The sequence below is a fragment of the Aequorivita marisscotiae genome (assembly GCF_029814825.1).
In the GTDB taxonomy this organism is placed as follows: Bacteria; Bacteroidota; Bacteroidia; order Flavobacteriales; family Flavobacteriaceae; genus Aequorivita; species Aequorivita marisscotiae.
The window spans coordinates 690,821-715,112 of the sequence record NZ_CP122379.1 but is presented as its reverse complement, the minus strand read 5'-3'; the positions used below and the strand labels follow the sequence as shown (position 1 = coordinate 715,112).

23 protein-coding genes are annotated in these 24,292 nt (G+C 37.9%); 16 read left to right on the top strand and 7 right to left on the bottom strand.

All coding sequences use genetic code 11. The features are described 5' to 3' along the window. The first annotated feature begins 80 nt into the window (after positions 1 to 80). On the top strand, positions 81 to 3,467 hold the full coding sequence (locus tag QCQ61_RS03365) for a leucine--tRNA ligase (RefSeq protein WP_279449305.1): 3,387 nt from the start codon (positions 81 to 83) through the stop codon (positions 3,465 to 3,467). A gap of 52 nt (positions 3,468 to 3,519) precedes the next feature. Continuing rightward, positions 3,520 to 4,209, top strand: a complete 690-nt coding sequence (locus tag QCQ61_RS03360; RefSeq protein ID WP_279449304.1) for a zinc metallopeptidase — start codon at positions 3,520 to 3,522, stop codon at positions 4,207 to 4,209. Between the two features lie 86 nt (positions 4,210 to 4,295). Here QCQ61_RS03360 and QCQ61_RS03355 read toward each other — a convergent pair whose 3' ends face one another. After that, positions 4,296 to 5,663 carry a saccharopine dehydrogenase family protein gene (locus QCQ61_RS03355; protein ID WP_279449303.1) on the bottom strand — a complete coding sequence of 456 codons (1,368 nt, stop codon included), beginning with the start codon at positions 5,661 to 5,663 and terminating at the stop codon, positions 4,296 to 4,298. Positions 5,664 to 5,735: 72 nt separating this feature from the next. On the opposite strand from QCQ61_RS03355, the gene QCQ61_RS03350 reads away from it, so the two are divergent. Next, positions 5,736 to 6,131 carry a DUF423 domain-containing protein gene (locus QCQ61_RS03350; protein WP_279449302.1) on the top strand — a complete coding sequence of 132 codons (396 nt, stop codon included), beginning with the start codon at positions 5,736 to 5,738 and terminating at the stop codon, positions 6,129 to 6,131. 73 nt (positions 6,132 to 6,204) lie between these two features. Next, a complete protein-coding gene (gene pckA, locus QCQ61_RS03345; RefSeq protein WP_279449301.1) occupies positions 6,205 to 7,806 on the top strand; it encodes a phosphoenolpyruvate carboxykinase (ATP) in 1,602 nt (533 codons plus the stop codon). A gap of 72 nt (positions 7,807 to 7,878) precedes the next feature. On the opposite strand, the gene QCQ61_RS03340 is transcribed toward pckA, so the two are convergent. Beyond that, on the bottom strand, positions 7,879 to 8,628 hold the full coding sequence (locus QCQ61_RS03340) for a uroporphyrinogen-III synthase (RefSeq protein ID WP_279449300.1): 750 nt from the start codon (positions 8,626 to 8,628) through the stop codon (positions 7,879 to 7,881). Between the two features lie 32 nt (positions 8,629 to 8,660). Beyond that, the gene (locus tag QCQ61_RS03335; protein ID WP_279449299.1) at positions 8,661 to 9,320 is read right to left on the bottom strand and encodes a DUF4271 domain-containing protein; all 660 of its coding nucleotides are present in this window, start codon (positions 9,318 to 9,320) and stop codon (positions 8,661 to 8,663) included. A 109-nt stretch (positions 9,321 to 9,429) separates the two neighbouring features. Between QCQ61_RS03335 and QCQ61_RS03330 the strand changes: the two genes are divergently transcribed. From QCQ61_RS03330 to QCQ61_RS03320, 3 genes are all read left to right on the top strand, one after another. Next, positions 9,430 to 10,179, top strand: coding sequence for a polyprenol monophosphomannose synthase (locus QCQ61_RS03330; RefSeq protein ID WP_279449298.1), 750 nt, complete (start codon positions 9,430 to 9,432; stop codon positions 10,177 to 10,179). Positions 10,180 to 10,248: 69 nt separating this feature from the next. After that, complete coding sequence (locus tag QCQ61_RS03325) at positions 10,249 to 11,589, top strand: dihydroorotase (protein WP_279449297.1); 1,341 nt, start codon at positions 10,249 to 10,251, stop codon at positions 11,587 to 11,589. 56 nt (positions 11,590 to 11,645) lie between these two features. Next, a complete protein-coding gene (locus tag QCQ61_RS03320) occupies positions 11,646 to 12,020 on the top strand; it encodes a DUF4296 domain-containing protein (RefSeq protein ID WP_279449296.1) in 375 nt (124 codons plus the stop codon). Between the two features lie 3 nt (positions 12,021 to 12,023). Here QCQ61_RS03320 and QCQ61_RS03315 read toward each other — a convergent pair whose 3' ends face one another. Continuing rightward, a complete protein-coding gene (locus QCQ61_RS03315; RefSeq protein ID WP_279449295.1) occupies positions 12,024 to 13,022 on the bottom strand; it encodes an NAD-dependent epimerase/dehydratase family protein in 999 nt (332 codons plus the stop codon). Between the two features lie 166 nt (positions 13,023 to 13,188). Here QCQ61_RS03315 and tyrS point away from each other — a divergent pair, with 166 nt between their 5' ends. Beyond that, on the top strand, positions 13,189 to 14,487 hold the full coding sequence (gene tyrS, locus QCQ61_RS03310) for a tyrosine--tRNA ligase (protein WP_279449294.1): 1,299 nt from the start codon (positions 13,189 to 13,191) through the stop codon (positions 14,485 to 14,487). 258 nt (positions 14,488 to 14,745) lie between these two features. On the opposite strand, the gene QCQ61_RS03305 is transcribed toward tyrS, so the two are convergent. Both QCQ61_RS03305 and QCQ61_RS03300 read right to left on the bottom strand, forming a co-directional pair. Further along, positions 14,746 to 15,720, bottom strand: coding sequence for a LuxE/PaaK family acyltransferase (locus QCQ61_RS03305; protein ID WP_279449293.1), 975 nt, complete (start codon positions 15,718 to 15,720; stop codon positions 14,746 to 14,748). 92 nt (positions 15,721 to 15,812) lie between these two features. After that, positions 15,813 to 16,790 (bottom strand): T9SS type A sorting domain-containing protein, encoded by a 978-nt coding sequence (locus tag QCQ61_RS03300; RefSeq protein ID WP_279449292.1) that lies wholly within the window; start codon positions 16,788 to 16,790, stop codon positions 15,813 to 15,815. Positions 16,791 to 17,033: 243 nt separating this feature from the next. Here QCQ61_RS03300 and QCQ61_RS03295 point away from each other — a divergent pair, with 243 nt between their 5' ends. Both QCQ61_RS03295 and QCQ61_RS03290 read left to right on the top strand, forming a co-directional pair. Further along, positions 17,034 to 17,714: a response regulator transcription factor gene (locus QCQ61_RS03295; protein WP_279449291.1), complete on the top strand. Its 681-nt coding sequence runs from the start codon at positions 17,034 to 17,036 to the stop codon at positions 17,712 to 17,714. 6 nt (positions 17,715 to 17,720) lie between these two features. Further along, positions 17,721 to 18,758, top strand: a complete 1,038-nt coding sequence (locus QCQ61_RS03290) for a sensor histidine kinase (protein ID WP_279449290.1) — start codon at positions 17,721 to 17,723, stop codon at positions 18,756 to 18,758. Here the strand turns inward: QCQ61_RS03290 and QCQ61_RS03285 are convergent. Beyond that, positions 18,732 to 19,799, bottom strand: a complete 1,068-nt coding sequence (locus tag QCQ61_RS03285; protein ID WP_279449289.1) for a glycosyltransferase — start codon at positions 19,797 to 19,799, stop codon at positions 18,732 to 18,734. The two genes, QCQ61_RS03290 and QCQ61_RS03285, sit on opposite strands and share 27 nt — an antisense overlap. 66 nt (positions 19,800 to 19,865) lie before the next feature. Between QCQ61_RS03285 and trmB the strand changes: the two genes are divergently transcribed. The 6 genes from trmB to QCQ61_RS03255 all read left to right on the top strand — a co-directional run bounded on the left by trmB (position 19,866) and on the right by QCQ61_RS03255 (position 24,269). Continuing rightward, positions 19,866 to 20,540, top strand: a complete 675-nt coding sequence (trmB, locus tag QCQ61_RS03280) for a tRNA (guanosine(46)-N7)-methyltransferase TrmB (RefSeq protein WP_279449288.1) — start codon at positions 19,866 to 19,868, stop codon at positions 20,538 to 20,540. A gap of 38 nt (positions 20,541 to 20,578) precedes the next feature. Beyond that, the gene (locus tag QCQ61_RS03275; protein ID WP_279449287.1) at positions 20,579 to 21,205 is read left to right on the top strand and encodes a lysine transporter LysE; all 627 of its coding nucleotides are present in this window, start codon (positions 20,579 to 20,581) and stop codon (positions 21,203 to 21,205) included. A gap of 1 nt (position 21,206) precedes the next feature. After that, a complete protein-coding gene (locus tag QCQ61_RS03270) occupies positions 21,207 to 21,530 on the top strand; it encodes an MGMT family protein (protein WP_279449286.1) in 324 nt (107 codons plus the stop codon). A 235-nt stretch (positions 21,531 to 21,765) separates the two neighbouring features. After that, positions 21,766 to 22,905, top strand: coding sequence for an Mrp/NBP35 family ATP-binding protein (locus tag QCQ61_RS03265; protein WP_279449285.1), 1,140 nt, complete (start codon positions 21,766 to 21,768; stop codon positions 22,903 to 22,905). 1 nt (position 22,906) lies between these two features. Then, on the top strand, positions 22,907 to 23,149 hold the full coding sequence (locus QCQ61_RS03260) for a NifU family protein (protein ID WP_279449284.1): 243 nt from the start codon (positions 22,907 to 22,909) through the stop codon (positions 23,147 to 23,149). Positions 23,150 to 23,216: 67 nt separating this feature from the next. Then, the gene (locus QCQ61_RS03255; RefSeq protein ID WP_279449283.1) at positions 23,217 to 24,269 is read left to right on the top strand and encodes an NAD(P)/FAD-dependent oxidoreductase; all 1,053 of its coding nucleotides are present in this window, start codon (positions 23,217 to 23,219) and stop codon (positions 24,267 to 24,269) included. Positions 24,270 to 24,292 lie beyond the last annotated feature (23 nt).

Here is a 24,292-nt window from a genome sequence, read left to right as displayed (position 1 = left end):
GGTTTTTACTTGTTCTAATAAACCTTAAATTTGCCGCTCTTTCCAACATTGGAAATAATTTTTCAAAAGAATAAAAGAAGATGGGCAAATATCACTTCAACGAAATAGAGGCAAAGTGGCAGAAACATTGGGCCGAAAACGAAACCTTTAAGGCTAAAAATCCAGGATCCCCTCCTTCGGAAGGGCTGGGGGAGCCCTATTACGTTTTAGATATGTTTCCCTATCCTTCCGGTGCGGGTCTGCATGTTGGGCATCCTTTAGGCTATATTGCCAGCGATGTGTATGCGCGTTTTAAACGCCACCAAGGTTTTAATGTTTTGCACCCTATGGGCTATGATTCTTTTGGATTGCCAGCAGAGCAATACGCCATACAAACGGGGCAACATCCGGCACAAACCACTAAAGTGAATATTGAAGGTGGCGTAGATAACAGTGGTAATAAAATTGATGGTTATCGCAAACAACTCGATAAAATAGGGTTTTCGTTTGACTGGAGTCGCGAAGTGCGCACCAGCGATCCCGAATATTATAAATGGACCCAGTGGATTTTTCTGCAGTTGTTTGATAGTTGGTACGATACAGATTTAAACAAGGCACGTTCAATAGAAGAGCTGCGAAGTATTTTTTCTTCTGAAGGAAATATTCATATAAATGCGGTTTGTGATGATGGAATTGCACATTTTACGGCTTCGGAATGGCTCGATTTTTCAGAAACCGAAAAACAGGAAATTCTTCTAAAATACAGATTAACATATTTAGCCGAAACGGAAGTAAACTGGTGCCCGCAACTCGGTACCGTTTTGGCGAATGACGAAATAGTAAACGGCGTTTCCGAACGCGGTGGCTATCCTGTTGTTCGAAAAAAAATGAAACAATGGAGTATGCGTATTACCGCTTACGCCCAGCGTTTGCTTGACGGACTCGAGAATATAGATTGGCCGCAACCATTGAAGGATTCCCAAACCAACTGGATTGGGCGTTCGAAGGGAGCAAGCGTAGAATTCAAAGTCCTCCCCCTAACCCCCTCCGAAGTTGGGGGGGCAAGTAGTGCTGAGTATTTAACAGGCAATTCCAAAATAATTGGCACTTTACTTTCGCGAGCTAAAGAAATGCGTAAAAATCCAACGAAAGCTGAAGCACTTTTATGGAACGAATTAAAAACAAAAAAAACGGGATATAAATTTCGTCAACAACATCCCATCGACAACTATATAGTTGATTTTGTTTGTCTTTCTAAAAGATTAATAATTGAAGTTGATGGTGAAATTCATCAATATCAATTAGAAAAGGATGGAGAGCGGGAATTGCTTTTAAAAGAAAAAAAAGGTTTTAAAATTTTACATTTTACCAATAACGAAGTCTTTCACAATCTAGAAAAGGTGATTTCAAAAATTAATGAAACCTTAGAAATCATACCCAAACTAGAGGATTTAGAGGAGGCCTTAATCCCCCCTTTGGGGGCAAGGGGGACAATTCCCGTGTTTACAACCCGTCCCGACACAATCTTCGGTGTAAGTTTTATGGTTTTGGCGCCAGAGCACGAATTAGTTTCAAAAATCACTACCGCTGAACAAAAAGAAGCCGTAGAAAACTATGTTGAAGCCACCGCAAAACGCAGCGAACGCGAACGAATGGCCGATGTAAAAACCATAACAGGTGTGTTTACCGGCGCGTATGCAGAGCATCCGTTTACAAAAGAACCAATCCCAATTTGGATTGGCGATTATGTGTTGGCGGGCTACGGAACGGGCGCTGTTATGAGCGTTCCCTGCGGCGATCAACGCGATTATGAATTTGCCAAGCATTTCAACATCCCTATTCCAAATATTTTTAAAGATGCCGATATTTCGGAGGAAGCCTATTCCGATAAAGAAAATACAATCATCACCAACAGCGATTTTTTAAATGGGTTAAACTATTCCGAAGCAATGGAAAAAATAATTACTGCTTTGGAAGAAAAAGGAATTGGAGAAGGAAAAATAAATTACCGTTTGCGCGATGCAGTTTTTAGCCGCCAGCGCTATTGGGGTGAGCCCTTCCCGATTTATTATAAAGACGGAATGCCATATGCAATTCCAACCAAATGTTTGCCATTACGCCTCCCCGATGTTGAAAAATATTTGCCCACCGAAGAAGGCGAGCCACCGTTGGGCCGCGCCGATGACTGGGCGTGGGATGAAAAACAGTTGTCAGTTGTCAGTTGTCAGTTGATTGACTACAAAACCGTTTTTCCTTTGGAATTGAACACCATGCCGGGTTGGGCGGGCAGCAGTTGGTACTTTTTCCGATATATGGAAAGTGAAATGCGCAACGAAGTTTTCGCCTCAAAAGAAGCATTAAATTATTGGAAAAATGTGGATTTATACATAGGCGGAAGCGAGCACGCAACTGGCCATTTGTTGTACAGCCGTTTTTGGGTAAAGTTTATGCACGACCGCGGATTGGTGCCCGTAGAGGAACCTTTTAAAAAGCTGATAAATCAAGGAATGATTTTGGGGGAGAGTGCGTTTGTGCACCGAATTGAAGGAGAAAATAAGTTTGTTTCTGCTACTTTGGCCAAAGATTATAATACGCAACCAATACACTCAGATGTTTCATTTGTAAACAATTCAAATGAATTAGACATAGAAACCTTTAAAAACTGGCGTGAAGAATATAAAGACGCTATTTTTATTTTAGAAGATGGAAGTAATTACGAACCAAACTCCTCCCCTTTGGGGAGGACGGGAGGGGACTTTAAAGTTTCCCGCGAAGTAGAAAAAATGTCCAAAAGCAAATACAACGTGGTAAATCCCGATGATATTTGCAACCAATACGGGGCCGATACTCTAAGAATGTACGAAATGTTCCTCGGCCCGTTGGAACAAGCAAAACCGTGGAACACCGCAGGAATTACCGGCGTGCACGGTTTCCTAAAAAAACTTTGGAAATTGTATCATACGGGCCCAGATGATTCATTTTACGTCGCAGACACTCCCCCTTTGGGGGAGCCGGAGGGGGACAAGAGGGAGGCCTTAAAAACGCTTCATAAAACCATCAAAAAAGTACAGGAAGATATTGAAGACTTCAGCTTTAATACTTCGGTTTCGTCGTTTATGATTGCGGTGAATGAGCTTACTGCGCAAAAATGTAATTCGCGCGAAGTATTGGAACCTTTTATTATTCTTATTTCGCCCTATGCGCCACATATTGCGGAAGAGCTATGGCAAAAGTTGGGGCATTCAGAAAGTATTTCCACGGCGCCATTTCCAAAGTTTGAACAGAAATATTTGGTTGAAAGTACAAAGGAATACCCAATATCTTTCAACGGAAAAATGCGTTTTACGATGAAACTTCCATTAGATTTAAGCAAAGACGAAATTGAATCTGCCGTAATGGCACATGAGAAGACAGCCCAGTATTTAGAGGGAAGAACACCGAAAAAGGTAATTATCGTACCCGGAATAATAGTGAATATCGTTGGTTAAAAATTTGCACGCTTTTTGCTTAAATTTGATGTAAGAATTAAAAACTAAAAAAATGTTTGGATACTATATAATTGCAGGAATTATTTTTTTGGTGAGTTGGTACGTGAGCCATAAACTAAAAAGTAAATTTAAGGAATACAGCAAAATCCATCTTCAGAATGGAATGAGCGGAAAGGAAATTGCTGAAAAAATGTTGGCAGATAACGGTATAACCGATGTTCAGGTAATTTCGGTGCCCGGTCAATTAACAGATCATTACGACCCTGCCAAGAAAACTGTAAACTTAAGTGAGCCGGTTTATATGCAGCGCAATGCAGCTGCGGCAGCCGTTGCTGCCCATGAATGCGGCCACGCGGTGCAGCATGCTACTGCTTATAGTTGGTTAAAGCTACGATCAACCATTGTTCCGGCGGTAAGTGTTTCCAGTAAACTGTCTAATTTTGTAATTATGGCGGGTATTATTTTATTCGCAACCGGATCGGCGTTTGGCACTTGGATTTTTGGCGTTGGTATTATACTTTTCGCTGTAACTACGGCATTTGCATTTATTACCCTTCCGGTGGAGTTTGATGCGAGTAAGCGTGCCTTGGTTTGGTTAGAAACCAATAATATGGTTACTCCAAAAGAACACGATGGTGCAAAAGATGCCTTAAAATGGGCTGCGCGAACGTATGTAGTTGCGGCGCTTGGGTCTTTAGCAACCCTGCTTTACTTTATCTCTATTTTCATGGGAAGAAGATAATAAACGATTTTAAATAATTTATTGAAATAAAAAACCCGCGAATTTCGCGGGTTTTTTTGGTATCGTAAATGTGTAATGCGCATTATTTAACTTAGGTTATCTGGATTATACCCTAGGTATCTTACTTCTTCTTCGCGGAAAATAACGCCATTTTCCTCCAGTTCTTTTAAAATTGGTTCATAAACTTCTTTTGCAATTGGTCGTTGAACGCCGGGTGTATTTATTTCACCATTTAAAATTTTTACAGCAGCAATTGCAACCGGCAAACCAACTGTTTTTGCCATAGCCGTATGGGTTTGGTCTTCGCCAATTAAAGCCATATGGCTGTCAATTTGGTGTTTTTTACCATCTAATTCGTAACCGAATTTGTGATACATTACAATCATATCTTTATCTTCCGGTGCCAAGGTCCATTTTTCTTCCAATATTTTTTGAAGCGCCATGGCTGGGGTTGCATTTTCAATACCTATTGTTTTTTCCTTATTGAAAATGTCTAATTCCACTAATTTTTCCCACATTAAATCGTCTTGGTCTATTTTAAGCGCGTAACGAAGTTTCAGTTCAACTGTATCTGTTGGTGAATACGCCAGAAATAAATTTACAAATTCGCGATATGTTAAGTTTTTGGAATCCGGAATTATATATGTATCGTCGGTCATTCCCAATTGCACAAACATATTCCAAGCCTTGCTAAAACCAACTCTTCTAATGGTTCCGCGATAAAGTGTAAGAATATTGTCGAGGCAGTAAACAGATTGGTATTGTAACGAATTTCTATTTGCCAATACTTCAAATTTTCCGTAGCCTTCAATATTTATAAATTCGGTTCTTCGGAAAAGTCTGTGGTACGGTATGTATTTATACCTTCCTTCCTGAATAAATTCCGCGGCACCGCCTTGGCCCGCTAATACTACGTTTCTAGGATTCCATGTAAATTTGTAATTCCACAAATTATTATCGCTTTCGGGAGCGATCAAACCGCCGCAAAATGATTCAAAAAGAAGCATTTTGCCACCTTTTGCACGAATTCGGTCTATAACCTGCATGGCGCTCATATGATCTACTCCAGGGTCTAGACCTATTTCATTCATAAAAACCAAACCTTTTGCTTCGGCTTTGTGATTTAATGCCTGCATTTCCTTACTTACATAAGAAGCGGTAACCATGTGTTTTCCGTATTCCAAACAATCTTTGGCCACCTCAATATGGTAGCGCGCTGGCAGCATAGAAATTACCAGATCGCTATTTAAAACAGCTTCCTTGCGCTGCACTTCGTTAAATACGTCCAGCAAAATTCCGCGTGCGTTGTTATGACCTTCAGTGAACTTTTGCGCAGACTGTATGGAAATGTCCCCTATGGTAATAAAAAGGTTTTCTTTTTCGCTTTTATCTAATAAATAACGTATTAAGCTTGCGGCAGATCTTCCGGCGCCTATAATTAAAATGTTTCTCATCGGGGGAGTTTTTTTGTTAACTTTGAGGGTAGATTTTGTATGGCACGAAATTACTAATTCCAAAATTTAAAAATGACAGATTTCAATAAAAATATGGTGGTGACGGCTACTTTTCTTGCTGCTGCTACCATTGCAATTGGAGCCTTTGGGGCGCACGGTTTAAAGAATTTGGTAGCGCCCGCGGCCTTGGTAACTTTTGAAACAGGCGTACGGTACCAAATGTATCATTGTTTGGCTATTTTGGCATTGGGATTGGCACCTGCTATTCCATTAAAAATAAAAAAAACGGTATTCTGGTTTTTTATAATAGGAATACTGTTTTTTTCAGGTTCAATTTATTTGCTAGCATTAAACGAAATTTTGCCTTTTAATTCGGCTAGTATTGGTTTTGTTACGCCTCTCGGCGGATTAACGTTTATAATAGGTTGGATTTATTTGGGCTATTCGGTGCTTTCCTTAAAGAAGTAATAATTGTTTTTTTATTTTTCTTCAATCTCTATAAGATTTGCTACTTTTGTACTCTACAAAATCTAAAAAAGGTATGGTCGATAAAAACCAAGCTACGAAAACGATTTCGATTGAAAAATACGGAATCAAAAACGCAAAAGTTAAATATCAACTTTCTTCTCAAGAGCTTCACAGCGAAACATTACAAAAAGGACAGGGAACTGAAGCCGCTAGTGGCGCCCTGGCAGTAAATACGGGAGAATTTACTGGAAGGTCTCCTAAAGATAGGTTTATTGTGAAAGACGATGTTACCCGTGAGAGAGTATGGTGGGGAAATATAAATATTCCCTTTCCATCTGATATGTTTGATAAACTATATGATCGGGTTACCGATTATCTTTCTGAAAAGGAAGTATATGTGCGCGACAGTTACGCCTGCGCTGATGAAGACTACAAATTAAATATACGTGTAATTAATGAAACACCTTGGTGCAATTTATTTGCCCACAATATGTTTTTGCGTCCAAATGAAGATGAATTGGCTTCCTTTGATCCCGAATGGCTTATCGTAAATGCTCCGGGATTTATGGCAGACCCAGAAGTTGATGGCACCAGACAACACAATTTTGCAATTCTAAATTTTACTAGAAAAATTGCCTTAATTGGTGGAACAGGCTACACCGGCGAAATTAAAAAAGGAATTTTCTCTGCCCTTAACTTTATACTACCAGTAAATAAAAACACCATGCCAATGCACTGCTCGGCAAATGTGGGTGATGATGGAGAAACCGCTATTTTCTTTGGGCTTTCTGGAACTGGAAAAACCACACTATCTGCAGATCCGGAACGAAAGTTAATTGGTGATGATGAACACGGTTGGACCGCAGACAACAAAATATTTAACTTTGAAGGTGGTTGTTACGCAAAAGTAATAAACCTCTCTGAAGAGAACGAACCAGATATTTTTAACGCAATAAAGCCTGGAGCCCTCCTTGAAAATGTAATCATGGATGATAAGGGCGAGGTGGATTTTTCCAATACTTCAATTACACAAAATACACGTGTAAGCTACCCTATTTACCACATTAATAATATTCAAGTGCCGTCTATTGGTGAAAACCCAAAGAACATTTTCTTTTTAACGGCAGACGCATTTGGGGTATTGCCTCCTATTTCAAAACTAACTCCGGGACAAGCGGCCTATCATTTTATAAGTGGTTATACAGCCAAAGTGGCGGGTACCGAAGATGGAATTAACGAACCAACACCAAACTTTTCGGCATGTTTTGGAGCGCCGTTTATGCTGCTTCACCCTACCGAATATGCCGAAATGTTAAGCAAAAAGATGAAAGATTCTGGCGTTAATGTTTGGTTGGTAAACACAGGTTGGACCGGCGGTCCCTACGGCGTAGGAAGCCGTATGAAGCTTAAATATACCCGTGCTATGATTGCAGCTGCACTAGATGGAAAACTAAAGGATGTAGAATTTGAAAAACATCCAATTTTCAACTTGATGATGCCAAAATCCTGCCCCAATGTTCCAGCCGAAATTTTAAATCCAAAAGATACTTGGAAGAATAAAAAAGCTTACGATATTCAAGCCAAAGAATTGGCAAACTCGTTTAAGGAAAACTTTGCCAAGTTTGAATCGTACGCCAATGACGAAATACTAGCAGGAGCACCAGTTTCAGAATAATTTCCTGAGATAATTATAAAACAAAGGCTTGCCAATATGGCGAGCCTTTTTTTATTTAGCAAGTAGGTAAAGTTATTTTTTGTTGTTTACCTCTTTAATGTACTTTTCTAAAGCCATGGTCATAGAAGGTGTTTCTGGTGTTGGCGCCTGTATATCTACACGTAGGCCTTGTTCGCCAGCTGCTTTTACCGTTGTGTTCCCAAATACGGCAATGCGTGTATCCTTCTGTTCAAAATCTGGGAAGTTTTCGAACAACGATTGAATTCCGCTGGGGCTAAAAAACACCAGAATATCGTAATAAACATCGCGTAAATCTGAAAGATCGCTAATAACAGTTTTGTAAAAAGTTGCTTCTTTCCAATCTACTTTCAGATCGTTGAGTATTTCTGGAACTTCCGGCTTCAATTTGTCTGAAGAAGGAAGTAAGAATTTTTCATTTTTATATTTCTTAATAAGTGGCGTAAGTTCAGAAAAAGTACGTTTTCCCACATAAATTTTTCGTTTTCTATACACTACATATTTTTGAAGATAATAAGCAACGGCTTCACTTAAACAAAAATATTTCATAGAATCAGGCACCTTAAAGCGAAGCTCTTCGGCGATTCTGAAATAATGATCTACAGAGTTTCTACTTGTAAGAATAACCGCTGTATATTTGGCAAGATCTACTTTTTGGGCTCTAACGTCTTTGCCCGAAACACCCTCCACATGAATAAAGGGCCGGAAATCTATTTTCACCTTTTGCTTTTCAATTAATTCAAAATAGGGGGAGTTTTCAATCTTAGGCTCTGGCTGGGAAACCAAAATAGTTTTCACTTTCATAGGTAGTCTTGATTTTTTTTAAATATAAAATCTTAAACAATGCTCTTGTAAAGGATGATATAAGGTGAAATTTCAAGTGCGCAAAGATACAAAATAAAATAGAAGAAATTGCGGAAAATCAATTTTCCATTTTTCTTATAGCTGTAAAGCAGTGCAGTAGCGTTTAGCAACAGGGCGAAACCCCCAAAGAGAATGAGCGACATTGGGGTAGGCGGATACATATATAAAAAGAATAGATTGCCAGCAAAAAAGAATATTCCCAAAAAATTCCGGTAACTCAACTTTTGATATAAATAATTATTGATTAGATCATCTATTGAAAAAATATTCGCGACAATTTTCTCAATGGCGAATTTAATCAAGATGAATGTGGTGTAGGCGGTGCAAATTTGTATAAACAGCCAGTCGTTATTTTTAACCAATTCTGGATTAAAAGTATTAAATAACAGAAATATAAAAAGTGAAACACATACTATCTGTGTCGCAAATAATATCATGTTAAACGGATGGGTTAATTCGTCGTTTTTACCGTGTACAAAAAAGTACTGGTTTGTTAAGGGCAACAACGAAAATTCGTGAAAGCGTCTTGGATAGTAATATTTGGCAACTGCGTAAAATACAAAGCAGCCCAGCAGCAAGTAGGTAGCCCAATCTATGGCTTCTATCAGTCTATAGCTATAATCTGCGTTCAATTTTTTTGGTAAAGGTACAGTAAAATATAATTCCTTTTTAGCCTCGGAATTAGATTTTCATTCACATTTGTTTCTTCAAAAAAGGGTACATTTGCGCAAAAATAGCAGTATGTCTAAGGCGGTAGTGGTGGTGCCAACCTACAATGAAAGTGAAAATATAGAGCGGTTGCTGCGCACAATATTTTCCTTGCAGCGCGAGTTTCACGTGTTGGTTGTAGATGATAACTCGCCGGACGGTACTGCAAAACTCGTAGAAAACTATTTTAGCAGGTATCCTGAAAAACTTTTTTTACTGAATAGAGCTGAAAAAAAGGGATTGGGAGCAGCTTATATTGCTGGATTTAAGTGGGCATTGAAAAATAACTACGACTATATTTTTGAAATGGATGCCGATTTTTCCCACAACCCAAACGATCTTATACGGTTGTTTAACGCCTGTCAAAAAAACGGAAACGATCTTGCCATTGGCTCCCGGTACGTAAAAGGCGTAAACGTTGTAAATTGGCCTATGAGCCGGGTACTGCTTTCGTGGCTTGCCTCGCGCTATGTGCAGTTTGTTATGCGAATGAACATCTATGATGCCACCGCCGGATTTATTTGCTATAGACGAAGTGTTTTAGAGAAAATAAACCTTGACAATATACGTTTTGTGGGCTATGCCTTCCAAATAGAAATGAAGTTTAAAGCATACATAAGCAATTTCAAAATTAAGGAAGTCCCCGTTATATTTACTGACCGAACCAAGGGAGAGTCCAAAATGAGTTCAGGCATTATCTCGGAGGCTATCTTTGGGGTGATAGGGATGAAATTTAAAAGTGTATTTAACCGTAAACGATTTAATGAAAAATCATTTCATTAAACAAATAATACAGGGTAGGATTTTTTTTAAAAAAGTTTTATTGGGTAAATTAAAGTATAAAAGCTACAGATGAAATCAGTTTTAATTAAGAACGCAAACATAGTAAACGAAGGAAAAATTGTAAAAGGAGACGTTCTCGTTAAAGACGGCCGTATTGCAGAAATTTCTGAAACCATAAGTATGAAATCTGCCGAAACTAAAGTTATAGACGCAGATGGAAGTTATTTACTGCCCGGAATGATAGACGATCAAGTACATTTTCGCGAGCCAGGATTAACACATAAAGCTACTATTGAAACGGAGTCTAAAGCAGCTGTAGCCGGTGGTATTACCTCCTTTATTGAAATGCCAAACACGAACCCGCAAGCCACAACAATTAATTTGCTGGAAGATAAGTTTGATATTGCGGCAAAAACGTCGTGGGCCAATTACTCTTTTATGTTTGGAGGCACGAACGATAATATAGACGAAATTTTAAAAGTTGACCCACAGAAAGTGGCTGGACTAAAATTATTTCTAGGCTCCTCCACGGGAAATATGCTTGTGGACGATCCTAAGATTCTGGAGGAAATCTTCAGTAAAACCAAGTTGCTTATTTCTGCCCATTGCGAAGACGAAGACACTATTAAAAAGAATTTAGAAAAAGCAAAAGAGGAGTATGGAGAGGATATTCCAATTGCACTTCACCCAAAAATCCGCAGCGAGGAAGCTTGTTATATTTCTTCTTCTAGAGCCATAAAACTTGCCGAAAAAACAGGGGCTCGCTTACATGTATTTCATCTTTCAACTGAAAAAGAAACACATCTTTTTAGCAATAAAAAACCATTGGCCGAAAAGAAAATTACAGCCGAAGTTTGTATACATCACTTGTGGTTTTCTGAAGAAGATTACAAACTAAAAGGCACAAAAATAAAGTGGAACCCCGCCGTAAAAACTCAAAAGGATAGAGATGGTTTGCTTAAGGCGTTGCTGGACGACCGTATAGATGTAATTGCAACAGACCATGCACCACATACCATAGAAGAAAAAAATAATAAATATTTAAGCGCACCATCTGGAGGACCATTGGTGCAACACGGCTTGGTGGCCCTGTTAGAAATGTATCATAAAGGCAAAATTTCTATAGAGAAAATTGTGGAGAAATTTGCGCACAACCCTGCCATTCTGTTTCAAATAAAGGAACGCGGATTTATAAGGGAAGGCTATAAAGCCGATTTAGTTCTGGTAGATCTAAACTCGCCTTGGAACGTAAAAAAGGAGAATATACTTTATAAATGCGGATGGTCTCCGTTTGAAGGTACTATCTTTAAATCGCGTATAACCCATACTTTGGTAAATGGTGTTGTTGTGTATGAAAACTTCAAATTTCCGAATAAAAGCAATGCTGAAAGATTAACCTTTAATAGATAATGAAATACTGGCTATTTATTTTTGTATGTGCTTTAAGCTTTTTTGGTTGCCAAAATGTGGAACAACCAAAAAAACCAAAAAACCTTATTTCTAAAGATAAAATGATAGATATCTTAACCGAATCGTATCTGGCCAATGCTGCGCGAAGTGTAAACAACCAAACTATTATAGATAAGGGCGTAATTCTAGATTCAATAATTTATAACAATTTTGGGGTGGATAGCCTACAATTTGCCAAAAGCAATGCCTATTACGCCGCGGATGTAAATAGCTATATGGAAATTTTTCAAAAAGTTGAAACTCGACTCAAGCAAATGCAGCATAAATTAGACAGTATTCGCGAAATGGAAAGAGATTTAAACGATAGTGTCGGGAAAAAGAAGTTTGAAAAAATAATAGAAGACGAACCCCTAAAAGATAGTTTAATCTAAAAACTATTTGTTTTCATCTGTTACGCGCTTAAGCGTGTCGTCTATATGGGTAAATTGAAAATTAATGGCGTTTTCAATTTTTGAAGCATCGTAGCGTGAAACTTTAAACATAGAGCGAACCATCGGTTTTGCTAAGTTTCTCTTGGTATTAAACAATTTACTTGCAAGCCAATCCATCGTACTTAAAAAATACATTAATTGGCGGGATAATTTTTTAGTGGGCGGTTTTTTGCCAAATAATCGTGTTAATTTTGAAAGTAAATCTTTGTACGATATATTTTCGCCTACCAACACATATTTTTCATTGCTTATTTCAGAATTCATTAAGGCAATCATTGCGCGTACTACATCTTTTACGTCAACAATTCCCATAGTTCCCGAAGGATAATACGATATACCTCGTTTCGCCAGCGAAATAATACGGCTGCTTCCACCATCCTGTGGCGATGTACCTAAAATAATTCCGGGATTTACAATTATAGCATCGAGACCTTCCTGGGTTCCGCGCCAAACTTGCATTTCGGCAGCGTATTTTGTAATGGCATATACATTGTTTTTTTCATCGGGATTCCACAGCGTTTCTTCATTTACAGCTTGTTTGGTCACACTGCTGCCTAAAGTTGCGACAGAACTAACATAACATAGTTTTTTAACAGAGTTTGATAGGCACAGATTTACGATATTTGTTGTTCCTTCTTCATTAATCTTTTTTAAAAGTGAATACTTTGAAGCTTCAAAATTAATTGTGGCGGCGCAGTGATAAACGGTGGCAACATTTTTAAATGCTTCGGTAAGCGCGGGTATATCTATTATATCTGCCGCTACCCATTCAATTTTATTAAAAAGCAAATCTACTTCCGAAGTATAGAGTCCAAATACTTTTTTTACGGCATTTATATCGCTACTCTCTCTGTATATAGCGCGTACAGGAGCATCTTCTTTTAATAGAAAATACAAAAGGTGCGAACCCACCAAGCCTGTACCACCGGTTACTAAAATCATTATGCGAAAATACTCTTTTTGAAATCTATTTCGAAATTGAAATTAAAAAGCAAGCCTTAAAAATAGATACCGTATTTAAACATTTCTTAAATATGTAAGGAAGCATCGTAATTCAGGTCATATTTCTAAATTGAGAACCTTATCTTTGCACAAAATTTTTATAAAAATGAAGCTGAAAAATTTCGTAGAAGAACTACAATGGCGAGGCATGATACACGATGTAATGCCCGAAACCGAAACACACCTTATGGAATCTATGCGGTCTGCTTATGTGGGCTTTGACCCAACGGCAGATTCCCTGCACATTGGTAATTTGGTGCCTATTATGCTCTTGTCGTTTTATCAGCGCTGCGGCCATAGACCAGTTGCCTTGGTTGGTGGAGCCACTGGAATGATTGGCGATCCATCAATGAAGAATAGCGAACGAAATTTATTAGATGAAGAAACGCTAAAAAGAAATCAAGAAGGTGTTAGAAATCAATTGTCGCAATTTTTAGATTTTTCTTCGGGAGCAGAAAATCAAGCTGTACTTGTTAATAATTACGACTGGATTAAAGATTTTTCGTTCCTAGATTTTATTCGGAATGTGGGTAAACACATTACCGTTAATTATATGATGGCAAAAGATTCGGTAAAAACCAGATTGAGCGGCGAAAGTGCAGATGGACTTTCGTTTACCGAATTTACCTATCAACTAATTCAGGGATACGATTTTGTTCACCTTAATCGAAACCTAAACTGTACCCTACAAATGGGCGGCAGCGATCAATGGGGCAATATTACCACCGGGACTGAACTTTTAAGACGAATGGACAGTACCAAAGGGTATGCCTTAACCTGCCCGTTAATTACTAAAAGTGATGGAACCAAATTTGGAAAGAGTGAGGGAGGCAACGTATGGTTAGATGCAAATAAAACGTCGCCGTATAAGTTTTACCAATACTGGCTGAATACGAGCGATGAGGATGCCGAAAAATACATTAAGGTTTTTACTTTTTTAGATAAAGAAACAATTGAAAATTTAATTGTTGAACATAAAGAGGCTCCGCATTTGCGCCTGCTACAAAAGCGCTTGGCACAAGAAGTAACTACAACGGTACACAGTGCCGAAGAATATGAAAAAGCCGTTAAAGCTTCCGAAATTTTATTTGGAAAGTCCACCTCTGCAGATTTAAAAACTTTGGATGCAAAAACCTTTCTCGATGTTTTTGAAGGTGTGCCACAGGCAGATGTTTCAAAAGAAGATTTAGCCAAAGGAATTGATATTATTGGGGCACTCGCCGAAAATACGGGGTTTTTAAAATCTAACGGGGAAGCCCGCCGAGCTTTAAAGGAAAATTCAATTTCGGTAAATAAAGAAAAAGTCACAGACAATTTTACCGTATCGGAAAACGATTTAATAAACGGTCAGTTTGTATTGCTACAGCGCGGCAAAAAAAATTACTTTATTATTAGGGCCGTATAATTTTTAAAAGTATTTGTTTGTAAATCTAAGCAAGCTATTTAATCTATTTTATTGCAGCTTGGACTGCACATTCGTTTTAAACAGCTTTCAAAATTTTTTGGGCTATTTATAGTAAAAATCCCCGGCAGAACCTGCACGGGGATTTTCAATTAACTAACCAACCAAATTATGAAAAATCATCACTTTTTCACATTGGTTTGGTCGGAGTATTTACGAGTTACTTACATTGAAATTCAAGCGTTTGTGTTAAACTTTTCCCTATAAAACCATAAGATTGCATCCGCGAATATCACTGCTGTCAAAACGCCCAATAATTTCAAAAGAGCCATCGTCTGCCGTTTTTCCTAAATCTTGAGTTGCAATAAAAGCACAGGAATAAAGGTTTGCTAAATCAATAACATTAATTCCTCCAGTTTTTCCAGAAGTATAGGTAAACGCATCCTCGGTGTCGCGCGTTAAAATTTGCATCCACGGAGGACAGTTAAAAACACCTTCACCAGTTGAATACGCTTGCGAAAGCAACTCGGTCATTCCATATTCACTGTGAATTGTAGAAACGCCGAAACCTTCTTTTAAAATTTCGTGTAATTCCTCTTTAATCATTTCCTTTCGGCGACCTTTCATGCCGCCGGTTTCCATAACGATAGTGTGCTCAAGCTGAAAGTTTTGCTTTTCAATTAAATCGAGCAAAGCATACGAAACCCCGATTAATAAGGTTTTTTGATGGATTTTTTCTAAAACTTCTAATTTGTTTATCAATGCTTCCATTTCGTATAAATAAAAGCCACTCTGCGTATTGTTGGTTTTTTCTATTAAGTTTTCAACCATATAAATTAGCGAAGATCCTTCGCGTTCCAAATAGGAAGGCAGCAAGGCTAAAATTGTATAATTTTCGGGCTTGCCGTATTGTAGCTCGAACGCTTTTTGAAAGCTCTTTTCGTACACTTTTAAGTCTGAAACAAAGTGTTGGCTCGTTATACTTCCGGTAGTGCCGCTACTTGTAAAAATGGTGTTTACAGAAGTGTTTCTGGCTATTATTTTATGGCTCTTAAAAAATTGAATGGGCAGAAAGGGAATCTGCTTTAAGGTTGCTACTTCGTGAACTTTTGTATTTAACAGATCGCAGAAATTATGATATACGGGTACATTTTCATACTGAAATCGAAAAACTTCTAGGGCAAGCTGCTCAAATTCTTCGGAAGATTTTATATTGAAAATTTCTTTTTCAAACATATTTAATGTGCCCAAAATTTTATTCAAAAATAGGCAAATAAAAAAGCTTCCGCCGACACCGAAGCTTTAAAAGTTGTATTATAATTTACCCCTTAGTTTACAACCAGTTTTTTTGTAGCCGAATGGTTGCCTTGTTCAATTTTAAAAATATAAACACCACTGTTAAGCTTTGAAATATCTAATATTTCGCCCCGTAGTGCTGTTTTTAATACAAGTTTTCCGAGTACATCATAAATAGAAATATTTTTTATCCCTTGGGTTGCCGAGCGAATGTTTACAACTCCCTTGGTTGCAGGATTTGGAAATAAATTAAATTGATTGGCGCTTTGTTCAGGTACGCCTGTTGTGCTCACATACATAACATTGTCAAACCAAAATGATTCTCCACCGGCATTGTTTCTTCCTTCAATTACAAGTTGAACAACACTAGATGGTACTGCTCCAAATACATTTTGCCATGATAACTCGTATTGGCCTGTGGTTGTATTAAACGGTACTAAATCGTCAAGATCTGTTCCCGTGGAATTAAAAAGGTCTATTTCGGTGCTATTTGTAATGTCTTTTACGTAAATACGCAATCGATCCGAGCCCGATTCGTTTGTTGTGCCGTCGCCTTCGTAATTGCCATTGGCAGGATTGCTGCTATTGATTGCTATTAAAAAATCTACCGAAATCGCGGGAGTAGTTACGCCGGTTAAATCTACCTGATCAAACTCCAAAATATAATTACCGTCTATATCGCTCATTCTATAGCCGTTTTCACCAGCTGTAAACGGAACTTCGGAAGACGGTTTTTTATCGGTTACCCCTACGTCATCCCCATCGGATAGTCCCACGCCGGGTGAGTCGTACGGTGTGTATCTTGCATCAAAGCCCATTTCTCCACCCATACTTGCAAAATCTACAAGCGGTTGGCTGGCGTTGTTTATTAAATCGTGTGCAATATTCGGATCGCCAGTGTCCGTATATTTTCCAGTAAAAGTGTCTGGCTCCTCAAAACTGGTTCCCGCAACTTGAGCGAAAGAAACGGAGGCCAATAAAAGAGCCACAACTGCTGTAGTTTTTTTCATCGGAAAAAGTTTAAGGGTTATATACAAATATAATTCATTATTTTAACCTAACCAATTGGCAGTGAGGTGCAAGGCTCTGTTAAGCTATTGTAATTACAACCGCGCAATCAGAATTTTTTTCATATTAATAAAAGGTTATCTTATGGTTAACAATAAGTATGCTAAACATTAGCTCACATTAAATAATAGTATCTTTGAAATGTTAAATTGAGAAATACTGCTTCGCAAAAAGATTTATAAAAAATGAAAAAAAAGGATATTACAATTTTGTTGGTAGACGATGAACCAGACATTCTTGAAATAGTAAAATACAATCTAACTTCCGAAGGTTACACGGTTGAAACTGCCGAAAACGGATTGGAAGCAATAGATAGAGCAAAACAAATAAAGCCCCAATTAATCATTATGGATGTAATGATGCCGAAAATGGACGGTATGGAAGCCTGCGAAAAAATAAGAAGCATCCCTGAACTTTCTGAAACAGTAATTACTTTTTTAACCGCGAGAGGCGAAGATTATTCGCAAATGGCAGGCTTTGAAGCTGGTGCCGACGATTATATAACCAAACCAATAAAACCGAAAGTACTTGTAAGCAAGGTGAAAGCACTGTTGCGCAGGTTTAAAAAAGAAGATGAAGAAGAGAAAATTAAACTGGGAAATCTAACAATTAATCGCGAAGAGTATAAAATTATGCTCGGTAAAAAGGAGTTGATTTTACCCCGAAAAGAATTTGAATTATTGGCGCTACTGGCTTCTAAACCAGGAAAAGTGTTTAAACGCGAAGTAATTTTAGACACAATTTGGGGCAATGATGTTATCGTTGGCGGGCGAACTATCGACGTTCACATTCGGAAGCTTCGCGAAAAAATTGGCGACGATAGGTTTAAAACCGTAAAAGGTGTTGGTTACAAATTTGTTGTTTAATTCCCGATGAAGTATACCCGAAAATATAACTTTGCTGCTTCTACTTCGCTGCTCATCGCCTTGTTTTCTACTTTGGCGACGGGTGTGTTTTTATATTTTTTAATAGAAACGGTTTCACTCTGGCTACTTTTATTTTTTGTTATATTGTTTCTGTTTTCGTTTTTCGTACTTCAACATAGGGTTGAGAAATTTATTTTTCACCGAATAAAAAAAATATACAAAGACGTTCGAATTTTAAACGAGAAAGATTTCCCCAAACCTTCCGTAACTACAGATATGGAAGTGCTTACCCGCGAAGTTGAGAATTACGTGAACGTAAAAAAACTTGAAATTGAAACCCTAAACGTTCGCGAAAATTATCGAAAAGAATTTATGGGAAACGTTTCGCACGAACTTAAAACGCCGTTATTCACAGTACAAAGCTATATCTTAACCTTGCTAGACGGCGCAATGAAAGATAAAAAAGTGCTCAAAGAATACCTTCGAAGAGCTAATAAAGGTGTGGAAAGACTCATCTATATTGTGAAGGAATTAGATATGATTGCCAAACTGGAAGTAGGCGGCCTAGTGCTGAACAAAGAAAATTTTGACATAATTACCCTGGTTCAAAACGTTTTTGATTTGTTGGAAATGAAAGCTAAAAAGAAAAACATTTCCCTTGTTTTCGATAAAGAATACCCAAGCCAGATAGTAGTAAATGCAGATAGGGAGCGAGTAGAACAGGTGCTCACAAACCTTATTGTAAACTCTCTAAAATATGGAAAACAGGACGGAACCACCGAAATAAGTATTGAGAATATTTTAAAAAGTAAGGTACTAGTAAGGGTTACCGATAATGGTGAAGGAATTTTAAAAGAAAATATTCAGCGTATTTTTGAACGTTTTTATAGAATAGATAAAAGTGGCTCAAGAAAGGAGGGCGGAAGTGGCCTCGGACTTTCAATTGTAAAACATATCGTGGAGGCTCATAATGAAAAAATTTATATCGAGAGTCAGTTTGGTGTGGGTTCAGAATTTTCATTTACTCTCGAAAGGGGAAAATAATTTGGTATAATTAATTGGCGGATGTGCTAGTTTTTTTAAGCCTTTGTACACCAAAATTTTATTTAGTAATTCTATTTTAAAATCCTGTTGTTTACACGATGGCGCAATGCCCAAATAATGCAATCGTTTTGCCAAATACTCCTGCTCATATTGTCCGGGTGTAGGTACAAAAAAAACCTTTTTTTCAAGAACTGTTAAATCCATGATGGTAGTATAACCAGATCTAGCAACTATTATTTCACTTTCGTTTATCGTAGCTTCCAATGCGTCGGTTTGCAAATAGTTTACTGCTTTAATGTTTCCAAAGTCATCCCATTTTTCAACATTTTCTACAATACCGCGAACCATTAGAATGCGTTTTTCACTTTCTTTAAAAGCGTTTATTAAAAGTTTTTCAAATTGAGTGCGCTGTGGTTCGGGACCGGAGAGCAACAATAAAATATCTATGGTTTTGGGCAGCTCCTTTTTTTTCATTCGGCTTAATACACCCATGTACTCTACCGGAAACGGCTCGTTGTTTAAATGGCCCAATTTTCCGCTGAGATTCATAATTAAATCAGGTACGTCCGGCACCCAACAGCTGCTGAATTTCTTAATTATTTTTTGATGGATTCTGCTACTAAAATACGTTGTGCTTCCGGTTAAAACGCGAAGTTGATGAGTTATAAAAATTGAAGGAATGGTGCTATTTCTTATGCCAAATCGGTTGTCGCTTATTATACCGTGTATTTCCCTTTCCGACATTAATTTTTTTATAAACCTATTTTCTGCGATAATGGTTCGCCGTAATTGTGGAAGTTTTAAAAACATTTTCCATTTAAAAAATATTTTCTTTTCGGGATATGTAATATTGTAGGTAGGAAGCTCAAAAACCTCTAAATACGGAAATTCTTTTTCTAGCAATAATAATGCAGCTCCATCTGAAGCAATTAAAACTTTAAAGTTTTGTTTAAGCAACGCGCGAATAATTGGGATACAGCGCGTAGCGTGCCCAAGACCCCAATTTAAGGGCGCTACCAAAATTGTCTTCTGCTGTGACATAAAACAAAGGTAGCAATAATTGCAGCGGCATTTTATTTCCTTAATTTTACCGAAAATTTAAAAATTTTGGGAAGTAAAAATAAACTAAGGCGTTTTAAGGAGAATGAAACTTTTAAAAATGTAGTACAGCCTTCGCGGGAGGAAGTGCAAAACAACTCGCTGAAGTTAAAGGGTAATTGGCGGAAAGGATTTTTTAAAAATGAAAACCCACTCGTGCTAGAACTTGGCTGTGGCAAAGGAGAATACAGTGTAAGTTTGGCAAAAGCCAACCCGAACGTAAACTTTTTGGGAATAGATATTAAGGGCGCCCGTTTTTGGCGTGGAGCAAAAACTGCCTTGGAAGAAAATTATACAAACGTTGGTTTTCTTAGAACGCAAATAGAACTCGTAGATCAGCTTTTTGACGAAAACGAAGTAGATGAAATTTGGATTACATTCCCCGATCCCCAAATAAAGTTTAAACGCACTAAACACCGCCTCACAAATCAGGATTTTCTGAATAAGTATAAAAAGATTTTAAAGCCAGATGGGGTAGTTCATCTAAAAACCGATAGCGAATTTATGCACGGTTATACACTTGGATTATTGCACGGATTGGACGAAATAATAGAATACGCTCACCACGACGTGTACGGAAGCGATGGCGCTCCCGAAGCTGTAACGGCTATTCAAACCTTTTATGAAAACCAATATCTTGAAAAAGGAAAAAAAATAACCTATATCAGGTTTAAATTCCGTTAGTTAAAATTTTATTATATTCACAGAAACTAAGGCCCTAAATGGCAATTTTTTACAACTTACTTATAGGTCTATTTGGGGCGTTTATTGGGGTGTTGCCGCCCGGATTAATAAATATGTATGCGGCAAAAATAAGCATGAAAGAGGGCCGAAAGAGAGGTTTCCTTTTCTCCATTGGCGTGTGCATAACGGTGATGATACAAACGTATGTTGCCTTGATTTTTGCAAGATATATTGGTCAGCATCCCGAGATTGTAAGCTTACTTCAAAAGGTAGCCTTAGGAATTTTTATTAGCCTTACCATTTACTTTATTTTTATCGCAAAAGACACGCGAATACAAATTCGCGACCACGGTGAAAATTCAAAAAAAAATCGTTTTTTCCTCGGTATTTTTATTGCAATGCTCAATCTGCTCCCACTGCCATATTGGATGTATTTGAGCATTACTTTTAACACTTTTGGAGCTTTTTCGTTTTCTCAACCTGCACTTATACTTGCCGTTATTGCGGCTGGCATTGGTACTTTTAGCAGTTTGGCACTTTACGTTCAGTTTTTTAGACCTAAAGAAGATTCCCGTAAGTTAAAGCTAAATATGAATTATGTAATAGGGATAATTACCGCTATTATCTCCGCAATTACACTATTGAAAATTATAAAACATATGTAACGTGGCCGACCCGAGTTTTTTTGACAAAGTATATTCGGTCGTAAAATGCATTCCTTTCGGAAGGGTTACATCGTATGGTGCAATAGCAAATTATTTAGGTGCTGCCGGAAGCGCTCGGATGGTGGGTTGGGCTATGAATGCGAGCAAAAAACACGAGGTTCCTGCACATCGTGTGGTAAACCGAAACGGATTGTTAACCGGGAAGCATCATTTTGACGGCACAAACCTAATGCAACAGCTTTTGGAAAATGAAGGAATTGAAATTGTGGATAATAAAATCCAGAATTTTGAAAAACACTTTTGGGATCCGATGAAGGAGCTTTAGTAGGTAAATTACAAACTGCAAGCATCAAGTTTTAACCAAACTAATCCGGCGTTTTAAGAATTGGAAGTATTAAATTGTTGAAATTTTCAATACTTTATTATTTCCTAATTTTAAAAAAATTTACAAATCATTGGAAATAATTTCACTAAAACTTCCTAAAAACTACCACTGTATACTGCCAACTTATTTTAGTATATTTGCACTTTAGAATGAATCTAAATATTACATATATACAATGAGCATTTCAAAACAAAATATCCTTCAAGCACTTGAAACCATTACTGTTTCTGGCGAAGGAAGAAATATGGTAGCAAGCGGTGCTGTGCAAAATGTTGTTACATTTGCAGACGAAGTTATCGTAGATTTAAAACTATCTACCCCTGCACTTCACATTAAAAAACGCGCTGAGGCAGATATTATAAAAACCATACATGAAAAAGTAGACGCAACAGCCAAAGTACAAGTAAATATAAAAGTTGAAGCGCCTGCTAAACCACAAAATCCAAATCTAATAAAGGGAAAGCCAATTCCTGGAATTCAGAATATTATAGCAGTAGCTTCCGGAAAGGGTGGCGTTGGTAAATCTACAGTAACGGCAAATTTAGCGGTAACACTTTCAAAAATGGGCTTTAAAGTGGGTATCCTAGATGCCGATATTTACGGACCTTCCATCCCAATAATGTTTGATGTGGCAATGGAAAAACCACTATCGGTTAATGTTGGCGGAAAAAGTAAAATGAAACCTATTGAAAATTACGGAATTAAAATTCTTTCCATTGGCTTTTTTACGCAACCCGATCAGGCTGTAATTTGGCGTGGACCGATGGCCGCCAAAGCATTAAACCAACTTATCTTTGATGCCGCTTGGGATCAACTAGATTTTATGTTAATAGATCTTCCTCCAGGAACAGGCGATATTCATTTAAGCATTATGCAGTCGTTGCCAATTACCGGCGCAGTTGTAGTAAGTACTCCGCAAACCGTTGCCTTGTCTGATGCTAGAAAAGGTGTGGCAATGTTCCGCCAAGAAAATATAGATGTTCCCGTTTTGGGAATTATTGAAAATATGGCCTACTTTACTCCTGCGGAACTTCCAGAAAATAAATATTATATATTTGGAAAAGAAGGTGCAAAACATTTGGCGGGCGATTTAGACGTGCCATTTTTAGGTGAAGTGCCGTTGGTACAAAGCATTCGTGAAGCAGGTGACGTTGGAAGGCCAGCAGCTTTGCAAACAGCAACGCAAACCGAGGAAGCTTTTGAAACAATAACCAGAAATGTGGTAGAAGAAACCGTGCGTAGAAACGAAAATCTACCTCCAACCGAGGCAATAAAAATTACAACAATGGCAGGTTGCAGTGCCGTAAAAAAATAATATGACAACCCAAGAACTTACACTAAAAGTAGAGCAAGCATTAGAAGAAATAAGACCGTTTTTACAAAACGATGGTGGCGATATTTTGCTCGTGTCCATAGAAGATGATAAAATTGTAAATGTACAATTACAGGGCGCTTGTGTGGGTTGTTCGGTAAACCAAATGACCCTAAAGAGCGGGGTAGAAATGACCATTAAAAAATATGCTCCACAAATAGAGAAAGTTGTGAGCATTACCCAGTAATGACAATCGTCATTTTATTCTACCATTTTCTAAATTATTTTTGAACACAATTAAGAGATCGTCTTTCATGATAAAAACAGATATACTCATAATAGGTGCTGGTCCTACGGGACTCTTCGCTGTTTTTGAGGCCGGATTACTAAAACTAAAATGTCATCTAATCGATGCACTTCCACAAGCGGGTGGGCAGTGTACAGAAATATATCCCAAAAAACCTATTTACGATATACCTGGATTTCCAGAAATATTAGCGGGCGATTTGGTAAACAATCTAATGAAACAGATTGAACCATTTCAGCCTGGATTTACATTAGGCGAACGCGCAAATACAATAGAAAAATTAGAAGATGGCACGTTTGTAGTAACTACCGATAAGGGCACAAAACATCACGCGCCAATAGTAGCTATTGCTGGTGGTTTAGGTAGTTTTGAACCACGAAAGCCTCCCATTACCAATCTTTCAGATTTTGAGGATAAAGGTGTAGAATATATTATTCGAAATCCTGAAATATACCGCGACAAAAATGTGGTTATCTCTGGCGGCGGTGATTCTGCCTTGGATTGGAGTATCTTTTTAACAGATGTTGCTAAAAGCGTAACGCTTGTTCATCGAAGAAACGAATTTCGTGGCGCGTTAGATAGCGTTGAAAAAGTTCAAGAATTAAAAAACCTTGGCAAGATTGAATTAATAACGCCTGCCGAAGTAATTGGTTTGGTTGGAAATAACGGTTTGGAAGAAGTAGTAATAAAACAAGGCGATGAGGTTTTTAACCGTGAATGCGACCATTTTATTCCCTTATTCGGATTGTCGCCAAAACTCGGGCCAATAGCCGACTGGGGACTTGAAATTGAAAAGAACGCAATTAAAGTCAATAATGCTTTAGACTATCAAACAAATATCCCCGGAATCTATGCCATTGGTGATGTTAATACGTACCCCGGAAAACTGAAACTTATTCTTTGCGGATTTCACGAAGCTACGCTAATGTGCCAAAGTGCGTATCAACGCATTTTTCCAGATAAACGTTATGTTATGAAATACACTACCGTTGGCGGAGTTGAAGGTTTTGATGGCAGTAAAAAGGAAGCGCCAAAGGCAGTAATTAAATCAATAGATTAATATACCTAAAAAAATGCCTCCTC

Excerpts from the sequence above, each read along its gene's own strand:
- QCQ61_RS03365 (WP_279449305.1), top strand. The coding sequence starts at position 81 with ATGGGCAAATATCACTTCAACGAAATAGAGGCAAAGTGGCAGAAACAT.
- QCQ61_RS03360 (WP_279449304.1), top strand. The coding sequence starts at position 3,520 with ATGTTTGGATACTATATAATTGCAGGAATTATTTTTTTGGTGAGTTGG.
- QCQ61_RS03355 (WP_279449303.1), bottom strand. The coding sequence starts at position 5,663 with ATGAGAAACATTTTAATTATAGGCGCCGGAAGATCTGCCGCAAGCTTA.
- QCQ61_RS03350 (WP_279449302.1), top strand. The coding sequence starts at position 5,736 with ATGACAGATTTCAATAAAAATATGGTGGTGACGGCTACTTTTCTTGCT.
- pckA (WP_279449301.1), top strand. The coding sequence starts at position 6,205 with ATGGTCGATAAAAACCAAGCTACGAAAACGATTTCGATTGAAAAATAC.
- QCQ61_RS03340 (WP_279449300.1), bottom strand. The coding sequence starts at position 8,628 with ATGAAAGTGAAAACTATTTTGGTTTCCCAGCCAGAGCCTAAGATTGAA.
- QCQ61_RS03330 (WP_279449298.1), top strand. The coding sequence starts at position 9,430 with ATGTCTAAGGCGGTAGTGGTGGTGCCAACCTACAATGAAAGTGAAAAT.
- QCQ61_RS03325 (WP_279449297.1), top strand. The coding sequence starts at position 10,249 with ATGAAATCAGTTTTAATTAAGAACGCAAACATAGTAAACGAAGGAAAA.
- QCQ61_RS03315 (WP_279449295.1), bottom strand. The coding sequence starts at position 13,022 with ATGATTTTAGTAACCGGTGGTACAGGCTTGGTGGGTTCGCACCTTTTG.
- tyrS (WP_279449294.1), top strand. The coding sequence starts at position 13,189 with ATGAAGCTGAAAAATTTCGTAGAAGAACTACAATGGCGAGGCATGATA.
- QCQ61_RS03305 (WP_279449293.1), bottom strand. The coding sequence starts at position 15,720 with ATGTTTGAAAAAGAAATTTTCAATATAAAATCTTCCGAAGAATTTGAG.
- QCQ61_RS03300 (WP_279449292.1), bottom strand. The coding sequence starts at position 16,790 with ATGAAAAAAACTACAGCAGTTGTGGCTCTTTTATTGGCCTCCGTTTCT.
- QCQ61_RS03295 (WP_279449291.1), top strand. The coding sequence starts at position 17,034 with ATGAAAAAAAAGGATATTACAATTTTGTTGGTAGACGATGAACCAGAC.
- QCQ61_RS03290 (WP_279449290.1), top strand. The coding sequence starts at position 17,721 with ATGAAGTATACCCGAAAATATAACTTTGCTGCTTCTACTTCGCTGCTC.
- QCQ61_RS03285 (WP_279449289.1), bottom strand. The coding sequence starts at position 19,799 with ATGTCACAGCAGAAGACAATTTTGGTAGCGCCCTTAAATTGGGGTCTT.
- QCQ61_RS03275 (WP_279449287.1), top strand. The coding sequence starts at position 20,579 with ATGGCAATTTTTTACAACTTACTTATAGGTCTATTTGGGGCGTTTATT.
- QCQ61_RS03265 (WP_279449285.1), top strand. The coding sequence starts at position 21,766 with ATGAGCATTTCAAAACAAAATATCCTTCAAGCACTTGAAACCATTACT.
- QCQ61_RS03260 (WP_279449284.1), top strand. The coding sequence starts at position 22,907 with ATGACAACCCAAGAACTTACACTAAAAGTAGAGCAAGCATTAGAAGAA.
- QCQ61_RS03255 (WP_279449283.1), top strand. The coding sequence starts at position 23,217 with ATGATAAAAACAGATATACTCATAATAGGTGCTGGTCCTACGGGACTC.